This window comes from Amycolatopsis sp. FU40, assembly GCF_021903635.1.
In the GTDB taxonomy this organism is placed as follows: Bacteria; Actinomycetota; Actinomycetes; order Mycobacteriales; family Pseudonocardiaceae; genus Amycolatopsis; species Amycolatopsis dendrobii.
Genome location: NZ_CP091381.1, coordinates 4,580,028 through 4,598,473, shown reverse-complemented (window position 1 = coordinate 4,598,473; position 18,446 = coordinate 4,580,028). Strand labels below are relative to the sequence as shown.

At 70.1% G+C, this 18,446-nt stretch carries 21 protein-coding genes; 8 read left to right on the top strand and 13 right to left on the bottom strand.

What is annotated here, in order from left to right; all coding sequences use genetic code 11:
- Positions 1 to 32: 32 nt before the first annotated feature.
- Complete coding sequence (locus L3Q65_RS21980) at positions 33 to 599, top strand: Uma2 family endonuclease (protein ID WP_237600685.1); 567 nt, start codon at positions 33 to 35, stop codon at positions 597 to 599.
- A gap of 35 nt (positions 600 to 634) precedes the next feature.
- On the opposite strand, the gene L3Q65_RS21975 is transcribed toward L3Q65_RS21980, so the two are convergent.
- Positions 635 to 1,081 (bottom strand): pyridoxamine 5'-phosphate oxidase family protein, encoded by a 447-nt coding sequence (locus tag L3Q65_RS21975; protein WP_237600684.1) that lies wholly within the window; start codon positions 1,079 to 1,081, stop codon positions 635 to 637.
- Positions 1,082 to 1,141: 60 nt separating this feature from the next.
- Between L3Q65_RS21975 and L3Q65_RS21970 the strand changes: the two genes are divergently transcribed.
- The gene (locus tag L3Q65_RS21970; protein ID WP_237600683.1) at positions 1,142 to 2,191 is read left to right on the top strand and encodes a nitronate monooxygenase family protein; all 1,050 of its coding nucleotides are present in this window, start codon (positions 1,142 to 1,144) and stop codon (positions 2,189 to 2,191) included.
- Positions 2,192 to 2,618: 427 nt separating this feature from the next.
- Here L3Q65_RS21970 and L3Q65_RS21965 read toward each other — a convergent pair whose 3' ends face one another.
- From L3Q65_RS21965 to L3Q65_RS21955, 3 genes are all read right to left on the bottom strand, one after another.
- Positions 2,619 to 4,103, bottom strand: a complete 1,485-nt coding sequence (locus tag L3Q65_RS21965; protein WP_182894185.1) for an amino acid permease — start codon at positions 4,101 to 4,103, stop codon at positions 2,619 to 2,621.
- Positions 4,104 to 4,222: 119 nt separating this feature from the next.
- On the bottom strand, positions 4,223 to 5,245 hold the full coding sequence (locus L3Q65_RS21960; protein WP_237600682.1) for an alpha/beta fold hydrolase: 1,023 nt from the start codon (positions 5,243 to 5,245) through the stop codon (positions 4,223 to 4,225).
- A gap of 161 nt (positions 5,246 to 5,406) precedes the next feature.
- Positions 5,407 to 6,372 (bottom strand): zinc-binding dehydrogenase, encoded by a 966-nt coding sequence (locus L3Q65_RS21955; protein ID WP_182894187.1) that lies wholly within the window; start codon positions 6,370 to 6,372, stop codon positions 5,407 to 5,409.
- Positions 6,373 to 6,432: 60 nt separating this feature from the next.
- Here L3Q65_RS21955 and L3Q65_RS21950 point away from each other — a divergent pair, with 60 nt between their 5' ends.
- Genes L3Q65_RS21950 through L3Q65_RS21940 form a run of 3 tightly spaced genes read left to right on the top strand, consistent with a single transcriptional unit; the run spans position 6,433 to position 7,444 of the window.
- A complete protein-coding gene (locus L3Q65_RS21950) occupies positions 6,433 to 6,633 on the top strand; it encodes a hypothetical protein (protein ID WP_182894188.1) in 201 nt (66 codons plus the stop codon).
- Between the two features lie 11 nt (positions 6,634 to 6,644).
- On the top strand, positions 6,645 to 7,097 hold the full coding sequence (locus L3Q65_RS21945; RefSeq protein ID WP_182894189.1) for a ribonuclease domain-containing protein: 453 nt from the start codon (positions 6,645 to 6,647) through the stop codon (positions 7,095 to 7,097).
- On the top strand, positions 7,094 to 7,444 hold the full coding sequence (locus L3Q65_RS21940; protein ID WP_182894190.1) for a barstar family protein: 351 nt from the start codon (positions 7,094 to 7,096) through the stop codon (positions 7,442 to 7,444). Before L3Q65_RS21945 ends, L3Q65_RS21940 begins: the two co-directional genes overlap by 4 nt.
- Positions 7,445 to 7,505: 61 nt before the next feature.
- Here the strand turns inward: L3Q65_RS21940 and L3Q65_RS21935 are convergent, their stop codons facing one another.
- Positions 7,506 to 8,279: an enoyl-CoA hydratase-related protein gene (locus L3Q65_RS21935; protein WP_182894191.1), complete on the bottom strand. Its 774-nt coding sequence runs from the start codon at positions 8,277 to 8,279 to the stop codon at positions 7,506 to 7,508.
- 96 nt (positions 8,280 to 8,375) lie between these two features.
- Here L3Q65_RS21935 and L3Q65_RS21930 point away from each other — a divergent pair, with 96 nt between their 5' ends.
- Both L3Q65_RS21930 and L3Q65_RS21925 read left to right on the top strand, forming a co-directional pair.
- Complete coding sequence (locus L3Q65_RS21930; RefSeq protein WP_182894192.1) at positions 8,376 to 8,945, top strand: transcriptional regulator; 570 nt, start codon at positions 8,376 to 8,378, stop codon at positions 8,943 to 8,945.
- Positions 8,946 to 9,037: 92 nt separating this feature from the next.
- Positions 9,038 to 10,360, top strand: coding sequence for a S9 family peptidase (locus L3Q65_RS21925; RefSeq protein ID WP_237600681.1), 1,323 nt, complete (start codon positions 9,038 to 9,040; stop codon positions 10,358 to 10,360).
- Between the two features lie 44 nt (positions 10,361 to 10,404).
- On the opposite strand, the gene L3Q65_RS21920 is transcribed toward L3Q65_RS21925, so the two are convergent.
- Complete coding sequence (locus L3Q65_RS21920; protein WP_237600680.1) at positions 10,405 to 11,034, bottom strand: cyclase; 630 nt, start codon at positions 11,032 to 11,034, stop codon at positions 10,405 to 10,407.
- 179 nt (positions 11,035 to 11,213) lie between these two features.
- On the bottom strand, positions 11,214 to 11,762 hold the full coding sequence (locus tag L3Q65_RS21915) for a TetR/AcrR family transcriptional regulator (protein ID WP_237600679.1): 549 nt from the start codon (positions 11,760 to 11,762) through the stop codon (positions 11,214 to 11,216).
- 46 nt (positions 11,763 to 11,808) lie between these two features.
- Between L3Q65_RS21915 and L3Q65_RS21910 the strand changes: the two genes are divergently transcribed.
- Positions 11,809 to 12,666 (top strand): oxidoreductase, encoded by an 858-nt coding sequence (locus tag L3Q65_RS21910; protein WP_237600678.1) that lies wholly within the window; start codon positions 11,809 to 11,811, stop codon positions 12,664 to 12,666.
- A gap of 3 nt (positions 12,667 to 12,669) precedes the next feature.
- Here L3Q65_RS21910 and L3Q65_RS21905 read toward each other — a convergent pair whose 3' ends face one another.
- The 6 genes from L3Q65_RS21905 to L3Q65_RS47630 all read right to left on the bottom strand — a co-directional run bounded on the left by L3Q65_RS21905 (position 12,670) and on the right by L3Q65_RS47630 (position 18,187).
- On the bottom strand, positions 12,670 to 13,407 hold the full coding sequence (locus L3Q65_RS21905) for a sirohydrochlorin chelatase (protein WP_237600677.1): 738 nt from the start codon (positions 13,405 to 13,407) through the stop codon (positions 12,670 to 12,672).
- The gene (locus tag L3Q65_RS21900; RefSeq protein WP_237600676.1) at positions 13,404 to 14,666 is read right to left on the bottom strand and encodes a sulfate adenylyltransferase subunit 1; all 1,263 of its coding nucleotides are present in this window, start codon (positions 14,664 to 14,666) and stop codon (positions 13,404 to 13,406) included. Before L3Q65_RS21900 ends, L3Q65_RS21905 begins: the two co-directional genes overlap by 4 nt.
- The gene (gene cysD / locus L3Q65_RS21895) at positions 14,666 to 15,586 is read right to left on the bottom strand and encodes a sulfate adenylyltransferase subunit CysD (protein WP_182894198.1); all 921 of its coding nucleotides are present in this window, start codon (positions 15,584 to 15,586) and stop codon (positions 14,666 to 14,668) included. Before cysD ends, L3Q65_RS21900 begins: the two co-directional genes overlap by 1 nt.
- A gap of 13 nt (positions 15,587 to 15,599) precedes the next feature.
- The gene (locus tag L3Q65_RS21890) at positions 15,600 to 16,295 is read right to left on the bottom strand and encodes a phosphoadenylyl-sulfate reductase (RefSeq protein ID WP_182894199.1); all 696 of its coding nucleotides are present in this window, start codon (positions 16,293 to 16,295) and stop codon (positions 15,600 to 15,602) included.
- The gene (locus tag L3Q65_RS21885) at positions 16,292 to 17,992 is read right to left on the bottom strand and encodes a nitrite/sulfite reductase (RefSeq protein ID WP_182894200.1); all 1,701 of its coding nucleotides are present in this window, start codon (positions 17,990 to 17,992) and stop codon (positions 16,292 to 16,294) included. Before L3Q65_RS21885 ends, L3Q65_RS21890 begins: the two co-directional genes overlap by 4 nt.
- A gap of 108 nt (positions 17,993 to 18,100) precedes the next feature.
- Positions 18,101 to 18,187: a putative leader peptide gene (locus L3Q65_RS47630; RefSeq protein WP_350540000.1), complete on the bottom strand. Its 87-nt coding sequence runs from the start codon at positions 18,185 to 18,187 to the stop codon at positions 18,101 to 18,103.
- Positions 18,188 to 18,446 lie beyond the last annotated feature (259 nt).

Below are 18,446 nucleotides of genomic sequence, written 5' to 3'. Positions count from 1 at the left end.
TTCTCTGGCGCGAACAGGGAAAGGAGAGCACCATGACGGTCATGATGGAGAGCCAGAATCCGCCCGGGTCCGGTCCCATGACAGTGCGGGACCTTGAGGGGATGCCGGATGATGGCCGCCGTTACGAACTCATCGATGGGGCGCTGCTCGTGACTCCGGCGCCCGGATACCGCCATCAGAAGATCGGATACCGGCTCTATCACGTGCTGGAGGCCGCTTGCCCGCCGGAGTTCGACGTCCTGGGCGCGCCGTTCGCGGTGCACGTCGGCGATCGGGTGGAGCTGCAACCGGATGTGTTGGTGGGCTGGAGCGAAGACTTCACCGCCAAGGACCTGCCGGCACCCCCGGTGCTCGCGGTCGAGATTCTGTCTCCGAGCACGGCGATCCATGATCTGAACACCAAGAAAGCGGTCTACGAGCGGCTGCGAGTGCCGAGTTATTGGGTGATCGACCCCGTCGCACCCGAACTGACCGTGTTCGAACTCGACGAAGACGGCTGTTACCAGCGGATCGCCAAAGCCGCGGGCGCAGAGGTCTTCGAAGCGCGGCGGCCGTTTCCGGTCCGGGTGGTGCCCGAGGCGCTTGCCGGGAGGGGATGAGCCGAACCGCTCGTGCGCGCAGCACCGGGGTCGGCTCAGCCGTTCCCGATGATCTTGCCGACCTCCACGAACACCGCGGCCCGGCGTTCGGCGGCCATCACGCGGTCGTACTCCGCCCAGTCGTCGTGGGTGCCGGTGGCGGCTCGGAACACCTCGCGCAGCAGGGGCGGGAGGCCGTCGGCGGGGAAGGCGGGGTCGGGGTCGTCCGGGCCGATCAGGCGGGCCGGGCCGGTCACCGAGAGCCAGCGCCAGCCGCGGCGGAACGTCACGGTCGCGTGGCCGTTGCGGCGCAGCAGGGCGAGTTTGCGCGCGCCGCCGACGGCGACGAAGCCCACGCTCGGCTTGCCGGTCACCGGGTCGTCCAGGAGGCCCGCGTTCACGACGGACGCGTGCACGGTGCCGTCGGCGCGGGTCGTGGCCACGGTGGCGAGGCCGTTCTCCTCCACCGTCAGCGCGCGGAGCTGTTCCAGGGTTGCCGTCATGCTCTTCTGCAACGCGGCGGCGGCCCGGCGCATTTCCGGTGCGGCACTAGGCTCGGGGACATGTTCGATGATCTCGAGTTCCCGGTGATCGTGGCTCCGATGGCGGGCGGGCCGACGACTCCGCAGCTGGTCGGCGCCGTCACGGCCGCGGGCGGATTCGGTTTCCTCGCCGCGGGCTACCTCAGCCCGGAGACGCTGGACGCCCGGATCGCGCACACGGCCGACCTCACCAGCGGCCGGTTCGGCGTGAACCTGTTCGTCCCCGGCGGCCGGTCGGTGGCCGATCTCAGCGCGCACCGCGAACGGTTGCTGGCCGAAGCCGTCCGCTACGGCGTCGAACTCGGCGACGCGGTGTGGGACGACGACGAGTACCCGGCGAAACTCGACCTCGTCGTGCGGCACCGGGTTCCGGTGGTGTCGTTCACCTTCGGCGCGCCGACGTCCGCCGAGGTGCAGCGGATCCACGAGGCGGGCGGCAAGGTCGCGGTCACCGTCACGAACCCGGAGGAAGCCGACCTCGCCGCCGCGCGCGGAGCCGACGCGCTGGTTGTGCAGGGCTTCGAAGCCGGCGGACACCGCGGCCTGTTCACCGACGACTCGGGCAGCCCGGCCGGCGGCGAGGAATACGGCCTGCTCGCACTGCTGCGGCTGCTCGGCGCGCGCACGAGCCTGCCGTTGATCGCGGCCGGGGGACTGGTCCACGGCGCCGACGTCGCGGCGGTGCTGGCCGCCGGTGCGTCGGCGGCGCAGCTGGGCACGGCTTTCCTGCTCGCGACGGAAGCCGGCACCGGCGACACCCAACGCCGCGCGCTCGCCGAAGCCGGCCGGACGACAGCGTTCACGCGCGCGTTCAGCGGACGTCCGGCGCGGGGCATGGTGAACCGCGTCCTGAGCGACCTCTCCGCCGACGCGCCAGCCGCGTACCCGCAACTGCACCACCTGAGCAAACCGGTCCGCGCGGCGGCTGCCAAAGCCGGTGACCCGGAGGCGATGTCGCTGTGGGCGGGCCAGACGTACCCGCTCGCCGGTGACGGTTCAGCGGCCTCGATCGTGGCCCGCCTGCGCACCGAGGCAAAGGCGGCGGCGGAACGGCTCGATCGGTTGCGCTGAGGCGTCTGGCTTCGGCGAGGGCTGGGGTCGCGACGGTGCGATGCCCGCTGTGACGAGAGGCCGGGAACACCGCGGGTTGGCCGGTTGCCGCGCTCTGGTCGTGCGGCCCGGCTGCTGGCTGCACTGAGGTTCAGCGTGGCCGCGGGCGGCGTTTCGAATACTGGCCCGGTGGCAGTCCGGCTCGAGTCGCCATGCGTGATCTGGTCGCGTGCGGCGAGCGCGGAGGCGGTGCGCGCGGGTGGACCGGAAACGGTGCCCGATTGTGCACGGGACCAAGGCATCGCCTCAGTGCCGGCCGCGCCGTGCTCCGGAGTTTTCGGAGCGAACCTGGCCGGTGAAGCGAGTTCACCAGCAGCGCAAAGAAAACGCGGGGGACGCCACCAACGGCGTCCCCCGCGTCACAACCCGTTCGATCCGGTCGAAGAGCTCAGTCCGAAGTGGACTTGACTCCGCCGGACTCCCCGTCGCCAGCGTCCGCGCCGCGCTCCATGGCGGAGTGGCGTTTGCCGTAGGCGAAGTAGATCACCATGCCGATCGCGAACCAGATCGCGAAGCGCAGCCAGGTTTCCGGCTTCAGGAACGTGATCAGCCAGATCGAGAACACCACGCCGATGACCGGGACCACCGGCATGCCCGGAGTTTTGAACGTGCGAGGCAGGTCGGGGCGCTTGTAGCGCAGCACGATCACCGCGATGCAGACGACCACGAAGGCCAGCAGGATGCCGATGTTCGTCAGTTCCGCGGCCTCGCCGATGGGGAGCACGCCCGCGATCAACGCCGAAGCGCCGCCCAGGATCCAGGTGATGCGCGAAGGCACCTTGCGCACCGGATGGGTCTTCGAGAACCACTTTGGCAGCAGGCCGTCGCGGCTCATCGAGTAGCCCACGCGCGTCGCGCCCATCAGGAATGTGAACAAGACCGTCAGGATGCCGATGATGGCTCCCACCGCGATGATCGCGCCCAGCCAGCCGAGGCCGACCTTCGCGAACGCGCTCGAGAAGGCCGCTTCCGGGTTGATGTCGGTGTACTTCACCATGCCGGTCAGGACCAGGCAGGCCAGCACGTACAGCACCATCGAGATCGCCAGCGAGTAGATGATCGCCTTCGGCATGTGCTTCTGCGAGTCCTGCGACTCCTCCGCCGCGGTGGACATGGCGTCGTAGCCGAAGACCGCGAAGAACACCGTTGCCGCGCCGGTGAAAGCGCCGCTCAGGCCGAACGGGAAGAAGTTGCTGTAGTTGCCGCTCTGGATGTGGAAGGCGCCGACCACGATCACCAGCAGCACCAGGCCGACCTTCAGGTACACCAGCAGCGTTTCGAAGCGCGCCGCGTTCTTCATGCCCTGGTTGAGAATGAAGGCGATCAGCAGGCAGAGCAGCACCGCGAACAGGTTGACCTTGTAGGAGCCTGCCGCGACGCCCGCTGGTTCTGTACCGGGTGCGCCGGCCATCCAGTTCGGCAAGGACACGTGCAGGAAGCCCAGCAAATCGTTGAAGTAGCCGGAGATTCCGATCGCGACCACGGACACGATCGCCGTGTACTCCAGCAGCAGGTCCCAGCCGATGAACCAGCCGACGATCTCGCCGAGCACCGCGTAGCCGTAGGTGTAAGCCGAACCCGCGCGCGGGATGAGACCGGCGAATTCCGCGTAGGAGAACGCCGCCGCGGCGCTCGCGATGCCCGCGATCAGGAACGAGATCAGCACGGCCGGGCCCGCGGTCTTGTTCGCGACCGCACCGGCGAGCGAGAAGATGCCCGCGCCGATGATGCCGCCGACGCCGATCGCGGTCAGCTGCCGCAGGCCGAGCGTGCGCTGCAGGCCGCTTTCCCCGGTGTGCTCGATGGTTTCGATCGGCTTCCGCCGGAAGATCCCGGACCCGGAGCCCAGGTTAGGGCCGCGCGGAGCTGACATCGATGTCTCCTCAGACTGGTGGTTCGCAGGACCCGGGTTCCGGGCCCTGGCAGGGCACCGTACCCGGAGGCGCCGCGCCTGTCACCGACTCCATAGTGTGACGATCTCGGCAGCCTGCGTCACCCGGTCGCGGAGTTGTCCTCGACATCGCTGACCGTGGGCGCCGGGCGCGCGGCCGAGCGGACCGCGCCCGCGGCGAAGAACGTGAGCAGCTCCGCGACCTCGGCCGGGTCGTCCAGCTGCGGGCAGTGGCCCCAGTCCTCGCGCACCACGAGCCTGCTGTGCGGCACCAGGGTGTGCAGCTTCCGCCCGGACGCGGCCGTCACCAGCTTGTCCTTGCCGCACGCGACCGCGAGCAGCGGGATCTTGATCTGGTCGAGCCGGTACGCGTCGGCCAGCTCCGCGACGAGCTGCCGGGCCTCTTCGAGCCGGGACGTGGTGGCCCGGTAGTCGGGGAAGAGCGTGGTGAACCGCCGGACCTGGCCCGCGTCCGCCTGGCGCGAGTCGGCGTAGAGGATCCGCGGCACGAGCTGTTCGGCGACCGCGCGAACCAGGAAACCCGGCACCGGCAACGGAAGCGAGGAGTACAGCCGCAGCGGCAGCGGATTGCGCCCGACCGTGCGCACCAGCCACGAGTCGACGAAACCCGGCGCGGCGATCGACACCACGCCGTTGGTCGGCAGCCGGTGGTTCTGCGCCGCGCGGAGGCTCATCGTGCCGCCGAGCGAGTTGCCCGCGAGCACGACCGGGCCGAGCACGGCCTGCTCTCGCACTACCGCGGCGGTGAAGGCGTCGAGCTGCGGCAGCATCGGGCCGGGGCGCAGCGGCTGCGCCTCGCCGAAGCCGGGGAGGTCGACGGCGATCGCGGCGATGCCCTCGGCGGCTAGTTCTCCGAGTACCGGACGCCACGTGTCGGCACTGTCGCAATACCCGTGGAGCAACACGAGCCGGGGAGCGCGCGGCTTCTCGGCGCCCTTGCGGCGCGTGCGCTTGGGTGCGGGAGCCTCGGCGACGGGCGGGCCGACCTCCAGCACGCGCGTGCGCATGCCGGCGAACCGCCGGAAGGATTCCCGGATCGGCTCCGGTTCGCTGGGGTGCCGGCCGCCCCGGCCGGCCGGGGCGGGCCGCTGCGTCGCGGTCATGTTCTCCAGGTTAACCGCCCAAGGTCGAGTTCTGGTGGAACTTTGGGGGTCACTATCTGATTGCAAAGCTGGGGTGTTGACGATTCACCGGAGAACAGGTAAAAGCGCTGGCCCGAGCTCACTGAACGTGAAAAGCCCAGGCCAGCGCGGTGCGACTGGTTTCAGCGGGTGAAAACGATCTTGCCCGCGGTCTCCCCGGCGGCCATCGCGGCGAATCCCGCGGGGGCCTCCGTGAGGGGGAGCTCGGTGCCGATCTGCGGCTTGATGCCCTTCAGGTCGAGGTAGGCGAGCAGGTCGGCCAGCTCGTCGCGGGTGCCCATGGTCGAGCCGAGGACCCGCAGTTGCAGGAAGAACACCCGCTGCAGGTCGGCTGAGGGGTCGGGGCCGCTGGTCGAGCCGGACACCACGACCACGCCGCCCGGCTTCAGCGACTTCAGCGTGTGCCCCCAGGTCGCCTTCCCGACCGTCTCGAACACGCCGTCCACCCGCTCCGGCAGCCGTGCGCCGGATTCGAACGTCTGGTGCGCGCCGACGCTCTCGGCCAGCGCGCGCTTCTCCTCGCTCCGCCCGGTGACCCACACGCGGAACCCGGCCGCGCGGCCGAGCGCGATCAGCGCGGTCGACACCCCGCCGGACGCGCCCTGCACCAGCATCGTCTGGCCGGGCCGCAGACCCGACTTCACGAACAGCATCCGGTACGCGGTGAGCCACGCGGTGCCCATCGTCGCGCCCTCGGCGAAGCTCAGTCCGGCCGGCTTCGGCACCGCGTTGCGGGCCGGGACCACGACCTGGTCGGCGAACGTGCCCTGGTGCTTTTCGGTGAGCAGGGTGCGCTTCGGGTCGAGCGTGTCGTCGCCCTGCCAGCCGGGCGCGTTGATCACCGAGTGCAGCACGACCTCGGTGCCGTCGTCGAGCGTTCCCGCGCCGTCGCAGCCGAGGATCATCGGGAACTGGTCGGGCTTGATGCCGACGCCGCGCAAGGTCCACAGGTCGTGCATGTTCAGGCTGGCGGCTTTGACGTGCACCCGGACCCAGCCTTCGGGCGCCTCGGGTTCCGGCCGCTCGCCGACGACCAGCGAATCGAGCGGGGACTCGGCGTTGGGTTCCTGCGCGTATACGGCGAACATGGCAGCAACCTACCTCCCCTGCGCGACCCGGCGCAGGGGAGCGCGCGTAGGCTCACATTCGTGTTCGAAGGCCTGGCCAACTGGTGGGACGGGGTCGAGCTGTGGCTCGCCCAAGCCTGGTTCCCCGTGCAGTTCGTGCTGGTGATGGCGGTGCTCGTGCCGCTGTGCCTGCTCGCCGCGTGGGCCATCGACAAGCTGGTGGAGCGCTTCGGCCGCCGGTTCGGCACGGCCCGTGACGACGACGGTCCCGGCCGCTCCTAAGCTGGCACACCATGGTCAACCGTAGGCGGATCACCGCTGCGCTCGTCGGTCTCCTCGTGCTGGTGCTCGGCGGGTGGCTCGTCAAGGAAACCGCCGGCTCCTCGGATTCGCCGGCGCCGTCGTCCTCGTCGGGCGCTCCCGCCGCCGCCTCCGGGAAGGTGCCGGGAGCGGACTCGAAGCTGCCGGTCAAACCGTTGTCCTCGCTGCCTTCGCAGGCGAAGGACACGTGGAACCTGATTGAAAAGGGCGGGCCCTACCCGTATCCGCGCAATGACGACGTCGTCTTCCAGAACCGGGAGAAAAAGCTTCCCGCGGAGAAGAACGGCTATTACCACGAATACACCGTGAAAACGCCGGGCAGCCCGGACCGAGGGGCGCGCAGGCTGATCACGGGGGCGGGGAAAGAGTTGTATTACACAGCGGACCATTACGCGTCGTTCGTCGTTGTGGATCCCGCGCGGTGAGCGGGGAGACGGCGCAGGCCGCGGCGGACGCGGCGTTCGCGCGCGGGGCTTACCCGCATCGGGTCGACGGAACGCGCACGCTGGACAAGCTGTCGGCGCTGGACGCGATCGGCGAGGCGCTTTCTTTTCCGTCTTATTTCGGGCGGAATCTGGACGCGTTGTACGACATGCTCACGGATTTGTCGTGGCTGCCGACCGGCGAGCACGTGCTGATCTGGGCCGGGTCGGACGGATTGAAGGCGGCCGAGCCCAAGGCGTACCTGGCGGTGCGGAGCGTGTTGTCGGACGCGCAGCGGGCCATGGGCTCCGGTGACCGGCGGCTGACCTTGGTGCTGGTGGACGCTTAACGGGCGGTGAGGGGAACCCTGGCGGAATCAGAGTCCTTCCGGGTTCCCCTCCCGGACAGCGTCAGTCCTGCGGGACCCAGTTCGGCTTGCGCTTCTGCGCGAAAGCCTGGATGCCTTCCTGTCCTTCTTCGCTCGCGAAGAAGCCCGCGGACAGGGCGTTCATGTCGGCGAAGCCTTCGGCCGGGGTCGCCGGACGCGGGCGGGCCAGCAGTTCCTTCGTGGCGGCCAAGGCCTTCGGGCCGCCGAGGGTCAGCGACTTGAGGTAGCCCTCGACCGTCTTGTCCAGGTCTTCCGCCGGAACGCAGGCGTTCAGCAGGCCGATCTCCACCGCGCGCTTCGCGTCGAAGACGTCGCCGGTCAGGAAGAGTTCGTGCGCGGCCCGGGCGGTCAGCCGCGGGAGCACCGTGAGGCTGATGACCGCCGGGATGACGCCGATCCGGACCTCGGAGAAGGCGAAGGTCGCTTCCGGGACCGCCACCGCGATGTCGCACGCGGCGACCATGCCGATGCCGCCCGCGCGAGCCGGGCCCGCCAGGCGCGCGACGACCGGTTTCGGGCTCGTCCACAGCTGGTCCAGGATCCGCGGGAACTCGTTCACGCCCTGGTCGGACGAACCGGCGCCGCGGGCTTCCTTCAGGTCCATGCCCGCGCAGAAGACCGGGCCGGTATGGGTCAGCTGCACCACGCGCACCGCGTCGTCCTCGCGGGCCTTGTTCAGCGACTCGCTCAGTTCCCGCCGCAGCTGCGCCGACAGCGCGTTGCGGTTGTGCGGGGAGTCCAGGGTGATCGTGGCGATGCCGGCCGCCACCTCGTAGTGCACCAGTTCGTCAGCCATGCCTGACACTTTCGCACACCGCCTCGCGGGGAGCGGGGGTGAAGTTGATGCACGAAAACTCGTGCATCAAAACTCGTGCACCGCTACCTTGGGGGCATGGCAGAACACCGTCCCGCTGACCTGAAGGCCCTCAAGGCGCTCGCGAACCCGTTGCGGCAGCGGATTCTCGAGCTGCTGGCCGCGTCCGGACCGGCGACCTCGACGACGCTCGCCGAGCGGCTGGGCGTGACCAGCGGCGGGACCAGCTACAACCTGCGGGTGCTGGCGGAGAACGGGTTCGTCGAGGAGCTTCCCGAACGCGCGCGCGGGCGGGAGCGCTGGTGGCGCGCCGTGCCGCACGACCTGCGGTTGCCGCCTGCCGAAGACGATCCGGCGAAAGCGGCGATCGGCGAACTGCACCGGCTGTGGCTCGCGGGCGACACCGACCTGTACGAACGGTTCGAGCGCGAGCGGCCGCAGCTGGGGGAGTGGGCGGACGCGATTCCGTACTCGCGCGGCGCGATCACCGTGACGCTGGACGAGCTGGGGGATTTCTTCGAGGCATATCTCGCCTTGCTGCGGCGGTATCAGCGGCCGGACGGCGAGACGCCGGAGGGGGCGCGCCGGGTCGAGACGCGGATGCTCGCGTTCCCGGCGCCGGGCGGAGAGGAGGCCGCCCGGGACTGAACCGGAGGAAGGCCCTGGGTGCCGAGCGGCCACTCGGCACCCAGGAACGAGGGAAAACGTCGCACGATCTCCCGAAGCAAGGAGAACACTTCATGCTGCCCTGGGGCAAATCGCGGCTCGCCGCCGCGATCCTCGTGCTGGGCTCGGTCCTGCCGACCGCCCAGCCGGTACAAGCACAGCCGTCCGCGGAGGTCAGTTTCGCCGGCGCGGGCGGAATCACGTTGCACGGCACGGTATTCCGGCCGGACGGGCCGGCGAAGTCCGCGATCGTCCTGCAAGGCGGGTCGGACTGGCGGACGCGGGACAACCTCCGCGCGCAGGCCGAGATGTTCACGCGGCTCGGCGTGACGACACTCGTCTACGACCGGCGTGCCAGCGGCTATTCCAAGACCCAGCGCGATTACGGCGTGCTGGCGGACGATCTGGTCTCGGCGGTCCGCGCGTTGCGGGCGCGGTCGGGAGCCGCGGAGGTCGGCGTCTGGGGAGTCAGCGAGGGCGCGTGGGTCGCGCCGCTCGCCGCGACGCGGGCACCGGACATCTCGTATGTGATCACGGTCGGCGGGTCCGGGTGGGGCGGAGCGCGGCAAACCTCGTGGTACTGGGGCAATGTCCTTCGCCACCAAGGGATTTCCGGTTCGTTGCTGAGGGCGTTGCCCGTGCAGGGGACGCGGTTCGCGGTCGGATCCGGATTGTTCCCCGAGGCCGGTTACGACCCGGTGCCGGTGCTGCGACGACTGAAGCAGCCGATCCTGGCGTTGTGGGGCGACCTCGACATCAACCACGTGCCGGTCGAGAGTTCGCGGATTTTCGCGGACGCGCTGGCAGGACACCCGAACCACACGATCCGGTTCGTCACCGGTGGCGGGCCGGATCTGTACGCGACCAGCGACGCCGGGTTCGACCGGCTGCCTCGGGTCGTGCCTGGCTATCCGGCGGCGGTCGCGGAGTGGCTGGCGGATCGGCGGGGCGGCCATGTCGAGACCGCGGCCTTCACGCAGCGGCCAACGGAAGCGCTCAGGCCGTTGTCCTGGTGGGAATCTGTTTGGGCGCAAGGGATCGCGCTCGCGCTGCTGCTCGGAGGCTTCGCGGTCGGCGGCGTGGTCGCGCTGATGCGTCGCCGGGGGACCAGGTCGTCGCGGTGGTTGGCCGGACTCGGGACGGCGACGGTCGCCGGTTTCGTCGGAATGCTCGGCTGGGCCCAGTTGTCCGGGATGAAGGATCTCGGACCGGTGTTCCTCGGGCGGCCGTTGCCGTGGCTGGCAGTGCAAGCGCTGGCGGTCGCGACCGTGGTCGCGTTGGCGGTGACCGCAACCGGGCTGAGAAACCCGGGCCGGCGGCGCGGGGCGGTCGCACCGCTCGTGGCGGGACTGGTGTTCGTGCCGTGGGCGGTCTACTGGGGACTGTTGCTCCCGTGAGCCGGGCGCGGCCACCCGGGCGCAGCGGGTGGCCGCGGTCCGGGTCAGCCGATGGTCGTGGTGGTGAAAACCGGGCTCGGGTTGGGGAAGCACGCCGTCGGCGCGGTGACGTCGCCGATGATGCTGCTGGCCACGGCCTTGAAGGTCAGGCCGGGGTCGCTGTAGCTGGTGCCGGACAGTTTCGTCTCGATCTTGCCGGAGTCGCCTGCCTTGAGGTGCGCGGTGACGGTCGGCAGTTCGAAGGTCGAACCGCCGGCGATCGGGCCGGGGAAGCTCAGGGTCGCGACGCCGTCGGCGACGCTGATCGTCGGCGGGGTGTCGCCGAGGCCGGAGCCGCCGGCGAGGTCGGCGCTGACGTAGGTCGAGTTCGCCGGGACTGGGAACTTCAGCGCGAAGGTGTTGATGTTCTTGACCTTGTTGCCGCCCACGTCGCTCGGGACGGTGTTGGGCGCGGGGTCGATGACGACGTCGAACGCCCCGCCGGGGGCGACCGTCGCGGGTGCGGTGACGTCGGCGTTCTGGGTGAGCGACACCTGCTGCGGGCCGACCACCGGTGCGTCGGCCTGGCAGTCGAAGGTGATCGCGGTCGCGGCGGACGCCGGGGCCGCGAGGGCGAGCGGAAGGGCGGCGACCGCCGTCAGCGCGGCCAGCCGGTAAAAGTGAGGTGCTTTCATCTGTGTGCTCCTACCTGCGGGTTTCACGGGGGAGAGAGAAAGCTGCGCAGCGATTAGAGAGTTACCGGCAAGTTAAGTAGCGCGTCAAGGATTGACCGTTCACAGCAGCGCACCGTGACGGAAAATGTGAATAGAGCTCACCTTGTGGCGGTAGGAGTGGCCTGATCGGCCGTTCGGGTCTACCGGCTGTGGTCCGACAGGGCGAGCCAGGCCAGTTCGGTCCATCGCTCCCGGGCGGGCTCCGGAACGTCCGCGCCCGGCGAGGCGGCGAGGAGCAGGCCGACGTCGTCCGCGGAGATTCCCGGCCGCAGCGCGTGGTCGCGGTGGGCGGCGGCGATCAGGGATTCGATCGTTTTGGCGGCGTGCTCGCGCATCGTCTGGAGCGGTTCGGGAGAGAGATTCGAGAGTGCGGCGCGGAGAAGGCGTTCTTCGCCGAGATCGACGACGACCCGGCGGATGAGATCGAGAAGTTCGTCCGCCGCGGCAGTCTGATCGGCGGCGACGCGGGCGGCCGCCTTGTCGAGCACCTCGGCGATCGCGGCACCGAGGTCTTCCGCGATCTCGCGCACCAGATCCTGTTTGGCCGGGAAATGCCGATAGAGCGTGCCGACGGCGACCCCGGCGTCGGCGGCGATCTCGTCCATTCCGGCGTCGGGTCCGCGAGCGATCAGCAGGGTTCGTGCGGACGCGAGGATCGCCGCCCGGTTCCGCGCCGCGTCTGCCCGCACTGCCGCTCCTTGCCGATGAAGATGAACTGATGGTTCACTATACAACATGAACGAGTGGTTCAGGTTAGAGAAGGGCCGCGTCGCGGTGGTCACCGGAGCGAACACCGGCATCGGCTTCGAAACAGCCCGCGCGCTGGCTGACCGCGGCGCTCGCGTCGTGCTGGCTTGCCGGGATCCGGGGAAAGCGGAGGACGCGGCTCGCCGGATCGGCCGGGAAACCCAGGTCGTCCGGCTGGACCTGGCGTCGCTGGACTCCGTCCGCGAGGCAGCCGACGAGGTGCGCGGCCGGCACGACCGGATCGACCTGCTGATCAACAACGCCGGCGTGACCAATGCGCCCGGCCGGACCGCGGACGGGTTCGAGATGCAGTTCGGGGTCAACCACCTCGGCCACTTCGCGTGGACGGCGCTGCTGCTCGACCGGCTGCTGGACGTGGCGGGGTCCCGCGTGGTGACGGTCAGCAGCATCGCGCACCGGTTCGGCCGGATCGACCCGGACGACCTGAAGGCGGCCAGCGGGTATCCGGCGTCGAAACTCGCCAATCTGCTGTTCGCCTATGAACTCGCGAAACGCTTGCGTGGCACCGAAACCGTCTCGCTGGCCGCGCATCCCGGCGGGGCGGCCACGGAGATCTTCCGGCACTCGTCGGCAGCTTTCCGGGGTGCGAACCTGGCGATCGCGCGACTATTCGGGCGGACGCCTGCGATGGGTGCGTTGCCGACGCTGCGGGCGGCGGCCGATCCCGCCGCGAGCAACGGCGAGTACTACGGCCCCGGCGGGCTTTTCGAGATCCGCGGCTACCCCGAGCTGGTCCAGTCCAGCGCGCGTTCGCACGACGCCGACCTGCAGAAGCGGTTGTGGGAGGCCTCGCTGCGGGCGACCGGCGCGGGCTGCCCGGTGTGACGGTCAGGCGGCGGTCCGCAGCAGCCCGGAAATCGCGGCGGCGTACCGGCCGATCACCACGTCTGCCACGCGCGGGTCGTCCGCGAGCGGTTCGGCGATGAACGCGTCCGGATCGGCCTCGCGGGCCAGCGACGCGATCCGGTCTGGCAGCAGGCCGGGGGCCAGGAACCACGACGCCACCACGAGATGCCGCACGCCGCGGTCGCGCAGCCGGGCCGCGGCGGCCGGGATGTCCGGCTGGGCGGCGCTCGCGAACGCCTCGTTCACCGGCAGACCGAGCTGCTTTTCCCAGCGTGCGGCCACCCCGGCGACGACAGCGTTGGCCTCGGGGTTCGAGGAACCGACAGCGCTCAGCAGCACTCCGGTTCCGCTGCTGCGGCGGGCTCCGGCGATCCGGTCCAGGGCGACGGCTTCGAGGGCCGGGCCGGCGCCGAGCACGTCCGAGACCTTGATCCGGAACCCGGGGCACTCCGCGGCCACCTCGTCGACCAGCGCGGGCAGGTCGACCCGGGCGTGAAAAGCGCTGCCCAGCAACAATGGGACGACGACCGCGGATCGGTGCCCCTGTGCGTAAAGCCCGCGCAGCACGTCCGTGACGCGCGGCTCCGACAGATCGAGGAACGACTCGTGCACGTCCAGCCCCGGTGCCTGCGCACGGACGACGTCGACCAGCGCCCGCACCGTCGCGGCGGAGCGGGGGTCACGACTGCCGTGCGCGACGGCGACCAGGGGTGGCGTCACGAGAACCGCTCGCCGACGAGTCCGGCGGCGAGGGTGTCGCCGTCCTTCGGGTCGATGACCAGGAACGCGCCGGTGCGCGGGCTCACGCCGTAGTCGTCCACCGGCAGCGGCTCGGCCAGCTGCAGGCTGACACTGCCGATGTCGTTGAGCTCCAGGCTTCCCGGCGAGTCCACACTGGACAGAGTCTGCTCGTCGAACCGGGCGTGCAACTCGGCGGCGAGCCCCTGCACGGTCCGGGTGCCGTGCTTGATCAGCACCCGCGCGCCGGTCTTGAGCGGCTTCGACGACAGCCAGCACAGCGTGCCGGTGATCTCGTCGGTGACTTCCGGCGGCGCGTCGGCGGCCGCGATCAGGTCGCCTCGGCTGATGTCGATGTCGTCGGCGAGCAACAGGGTCACCGAGGTTCCGGCGCCTGCCTCTTCCAGCGGACCGTCCGCGGTGTCGATCCGCTCGACCCGGCTGCGGATCCCTTGCGGCTGCACGACGATCTCGTCTCCAGGACGCACCGTTCCGGCAGCGATCTGGCCGGCGTAGCCGCGATAGTCCGGGTACTCGGCGGTGCGCGGGCGGATCACGTACTGCACGGGGAACCGCAGCGCGGAATCGTGCGGATCCGGTGCCACCGGCACGTTTTCGAGGTGCTCCAGCAGCGACGGGCCGTCGTACCACGGAGTCTTCTCCGACCGGGTGGCGACGTTGTCGCCGACCAGCGCGGAAACCGGAATGGTGACGACGGACGCCGAGTCATAGCCCAGCGATTCCGCGTGCGCGGTGAACTCCTTGGCGATGACGCCGAAGGTGTTCTCGTCGTAGCCGACGAGGTCGATCTTGTTCACCGCCAGCACCAGCTGCGGCACGCCGAGCAGCGCCAGCACGGCCGCGTGCCGCCGGGTCTGCTCGACCACGCCGTTGCGCGCGTCGACCAGCAGTACCGCGAGCTGCGCGGTGGACGCGCCGGTGACCGTGTTGCGCGTGTACTGCACGTGCCCCGGGGTGTCAGCGAGCACGAACGACCGCTTCGGCGTGGCGAAATAGCGGTACGCGACGTCGATCGTGATGCCCTGCTCGCGCTCCGAGCGCAGGCCGTCGACGAGCAGCGACAGGTCCGGAGTGGACAGTCCTTTGTCGACAGACGCGCGGGTGACCGCGTCGAGCTGGTCGGCCAGGACGGACTTGGTGTCGTACAGCAGCCGCCCGACCAGCGTGGACTTCCCGTCGTCCACGCTGCCCGCGGTGGCCAGCCTCAGCAGGCTCGACATCAGAAGTAGCCCTCCCGTTTGCGGTCTTCCATGGCCGCCTCGGACATCCGGTCGTCGGCGCGGGTGGCGCCGCGTTCGGTGAGCCGCGAAGCCTGTACCTCGGCGATGACTTCCTCCACGGTGGACGCCGTGGATTCGATCGCGCCGGTGCAGGAACCGTCGCCGACGGTCCGGTAGCGCACGCTCAGCTCGCGCACGTCCTCGCCGGGACGCGGCCCGCCCCACGGGCCCTCGCTGAGCCACATGCCGTCGCGCTGGTAGACCGCGCGCTGGTGGGCGTAGTAAATCGAAGGCAGCTCGACCTTTTCCCGCGCGATGTAGTTCCACACGTCGGCTTCGGTCCAGTTGGACAGCGGGAACACGCGGACCTGCTCGCCCGGACGGTGCCGCCCGTTGTAGAGGTTCCACAGCTCCGGCCGCTGCCTGCGCGGCTCCCACTGGCCGAAAGCGTTGCGCAGGCTGAAGATCCGCTCCTTCGCCCGTGCCCGTTCCTCGTCGCGGCGACCGCCGCCGAAGACCGCGTCGAACTTGTTCTCCGCGATCGTCTCGAGCAACGGCGTGGTCTGCAGCGGGTTGCGCAGGCCGTCGGCGCGCTCCTCGAGCCGTCCGTCGTCGATCCAGTCCTGGACCTTCGCGACCACCAGGCGCAGCCCGTGCTTTTCGACGACGCGGTCGCGGAACTCCAGGACCTCGTCGAAGTTGTGCCCGGTGTCCACGTGCAGCAGCGGGAACGGCACCGGCGCGGGCCAGAAGGCCTTGATCGCCAGGTGCAGCATCAGCGTCGAGTCCTTGCCGCCGGAGAACAGGATCACCGGCCGGTCGAACTCGCCCGCGACCTCGCGGAAGATGTGGATGGCCTCGGACTCCAAGGCGGCCAGGTTGTCGACAGCCGCGTCGGCCGCCGGTTCCGCCGTCGTCATCAGTCCTCCTGTGTCAGCCATGCAGTCCGCACTCGGTTTTCGACTGTCCCGCCCACCGGCCGCTGCGCGGATCCTGCCCCGGTTCGACCTTCGCCGTGCAGGGCGCGCAGCCGATCGACAGGTAGCCGATCGACACCAGCGGGTTCTCCAGGATCCCGTTCTCGTGCAGGTAGCCGTTGAACTCGTCGTCGGTCCACGCCGCGATCGGGTTGATCTTCACCAGGCCGTTGCGCTCGTCCCAGGTGACGATCGGCGTGTTCGCGCGGGTCGGCGCGTCCACCCGGCGCACGCCGGTGACCCACGCCGAGTACTTGCCGAGCGTCTGCCGCAGCGGCACGACCTTGCGCAGGAAACAGCACTGGCCGGGGTCGCGTTCGTGCAGCTTCGGCCCGTACTCCGCGTCTTGTTCGGCGACGCTCTGCTCGGCCTGCGCGTTGACGATCCGCACGTCCGGGTACACCGTCTGGACCGCGTCGCGCACTCCCAGGGTTTCGGCGAAGTGATAGCCGGTTTCCAGGAACAGCACGTCCACCGCGGGCTTGACCTTCGTGGCGAGGTCGATCAGCACGGCGTCCTGCATGTTCGACGCCACGATGAAGTCGTCGCCGAAGGTCTCGACCGTCCAGCGCAACGCTTCTTCGGCGGTCGCGTCGGCCAGTTCCTTCTCGGCACGCTCGGCCAGCGCCCGGTAGTCCGCCACCGCGGTCACTGCAGCACCCCTTCGTCCGCCCGCAACGCCCACTGCGGGAAGCGTTCGCCCGGTTCGCGGCCCGCGACGTACGCGCGCACCACGCGTTCCACGTACTCGACCAGTTCGCCCGCGGTGACCTTGTGGCCGCGCAGCTTCCGGCCGAACCCGGCGTCGAGCCCGAGGCCGCCGCCGAGGTGCACCTGGAAGCCTTCGACCTGGTTGCCGTCGGCGTCGGTGACGATCTGCCCCTTGAGCCCGATGTCCGCGGTCTGCACCCGGGCGCAGGAGTTCGGGCAGCCGTTGAGATGCACCGACACCGGCGTTTCCAGCTGCGCGTTGATGTCGGCGAGCGACTTCTCCAGGTCCGCCACCAGCTGCTGCGCGCGGACCTTCGTCTCGACGATCGCGAGCTTGCAGAACTCCAGCCCGGTGCACGCCATCACGCTGCGCCGCCACGGCGACGGCTTGGTCTGCAGGCCCAGCTCGGCCAGTTCCGCTTGCAGCGCGGGAACTTCGGCCTCGGGGACGTCGAGCACGACCAGCTTCTGGTGCGGGGTCAGCCGCACCCGCCGCGATCCGGCCCGCTCGGCCGCGTCGGCGACGGCGACCAGCGTGCTGCCGGACACCCGCCCGGCGACCGGCGCGGCCCCGACGTAGTAGTTGCCGTCCTTCTGCGGATGCACGCCGACGTGGTCGATCGGGGTCGCGGGGTTTTCCGGCGGCGGGCCGTCGATCAGCTTCCGCTTCAGGTACTCCGACTCGAGAACTTGCCGGAATTTTTCGGTGCCCCAGTCCTTGACCAGGAACTTCAGCCGCGCCCGCGAGCGCAGCCGCCGGTAGCCGTAGTCGCGGAAGATCGAGACGACGCCTTCCCAGACCTGCGGCACCTCGTCCAGCGGGACCCACGCGCCGAGCCGCTGCGCGAGCATCGGGTTCGTGGAGAGCCCGCCGCCGACCCAGAGATCGAAGCCGGGGCCGTGCTCCGGGTGGTCGACGCCGACGAAGGCGACGTCGTTGATCTCGTGCACGATGTCCGGCAGCCCGGAGATCGCGGTCTTGAACTTGCGCGGCAGGTTCGCGAACCGCGGGTCGCCGATGTAGCGCTCGAGGATCTCGTCGATCGCCGGAGTGGCGTCGAGCACCTCGTTCGCGGCGATGCCGGCGACCGGGGAGCCGAGCACGACGCGCGGGCAGTCGCCGCAGGCTTCGGTCGTGGTCAGGCCCACGTTCTCCAGCCGGGACCAGATGGAGGGCACGTCCTCGATCTCGATCCAGTGGTACTGGACGTTCTGCCGGTCGCTGATGTCGGCGGTGTCGCGCGCGTGCTCCCGCGAGATCTCTCCGACCACCCGCAGCTGCTCGGTGGTGAGCGCACCGCCGTCGATGCGGACGCGCATCATGAAGTAGCGGTCGTCCAGCTCCTCGGGCTCCAGCAGCGCGGTGCGGCCGCCGTCGATGCCCGGCTTGCGCTGGGTGTAGAGGCCGAACCAGCGGAACCGGCCGCGCAGGTCGCCCGGGTCGATCGAGTCGAAACCCCGGTGCGCGTAGATGTTTTCGATCCGCGAGCGGACGTTCAGCGGGCTGTCGTCCTTCTTCGAGCGCTCGTTCGGGTTCAGCGGCTCCCGGTAACCGAGCGCCCACTGACCCTCGCCCCGCTTCTGGCGTGGCCGGGGCGTGCGGCCCTTCGCGGGCGTTTCACGCGGGGGTGCGGACATGGAGATCCTCCGGGCAGGGTTGTCGAGGCGGCTCCGCCGCGGCGTCGGTGCGGGGGCTGGAGCGGGCCGGTGGTCCAGGTGGCGGGCTGGGCAGGCTTTGCGCGGGAGTCAGCGAACAGGCCGGCAGAGCGCGCTCGCGACCCGGAGAAGGTCGACGTGGCGGCGCGCCACGAGAAGGACACCGGCAGGACTCACCGGCTCAGATTGCCACGCGGGCCGAACGTCGTCCAAGGGCGTCCGGATGGTGGGAGAAGGCTCACGCCAGGGGTGCGAAACCGCCTCGGATGTGCATTGGCCGGACGATCTGCCAGGTCTTTCCCGGCTTTCGGACGCATCGTGGGACGGTTTCGCGCGCTTGTCAACCGGATGCGCTGCGGGTGGCGCATCGTTCGGCGGCCGAACTTTCCGCCGGGTGGCGCAGGGGCACGCGGCGGTCCGCGCGAGGCGGGGGAGA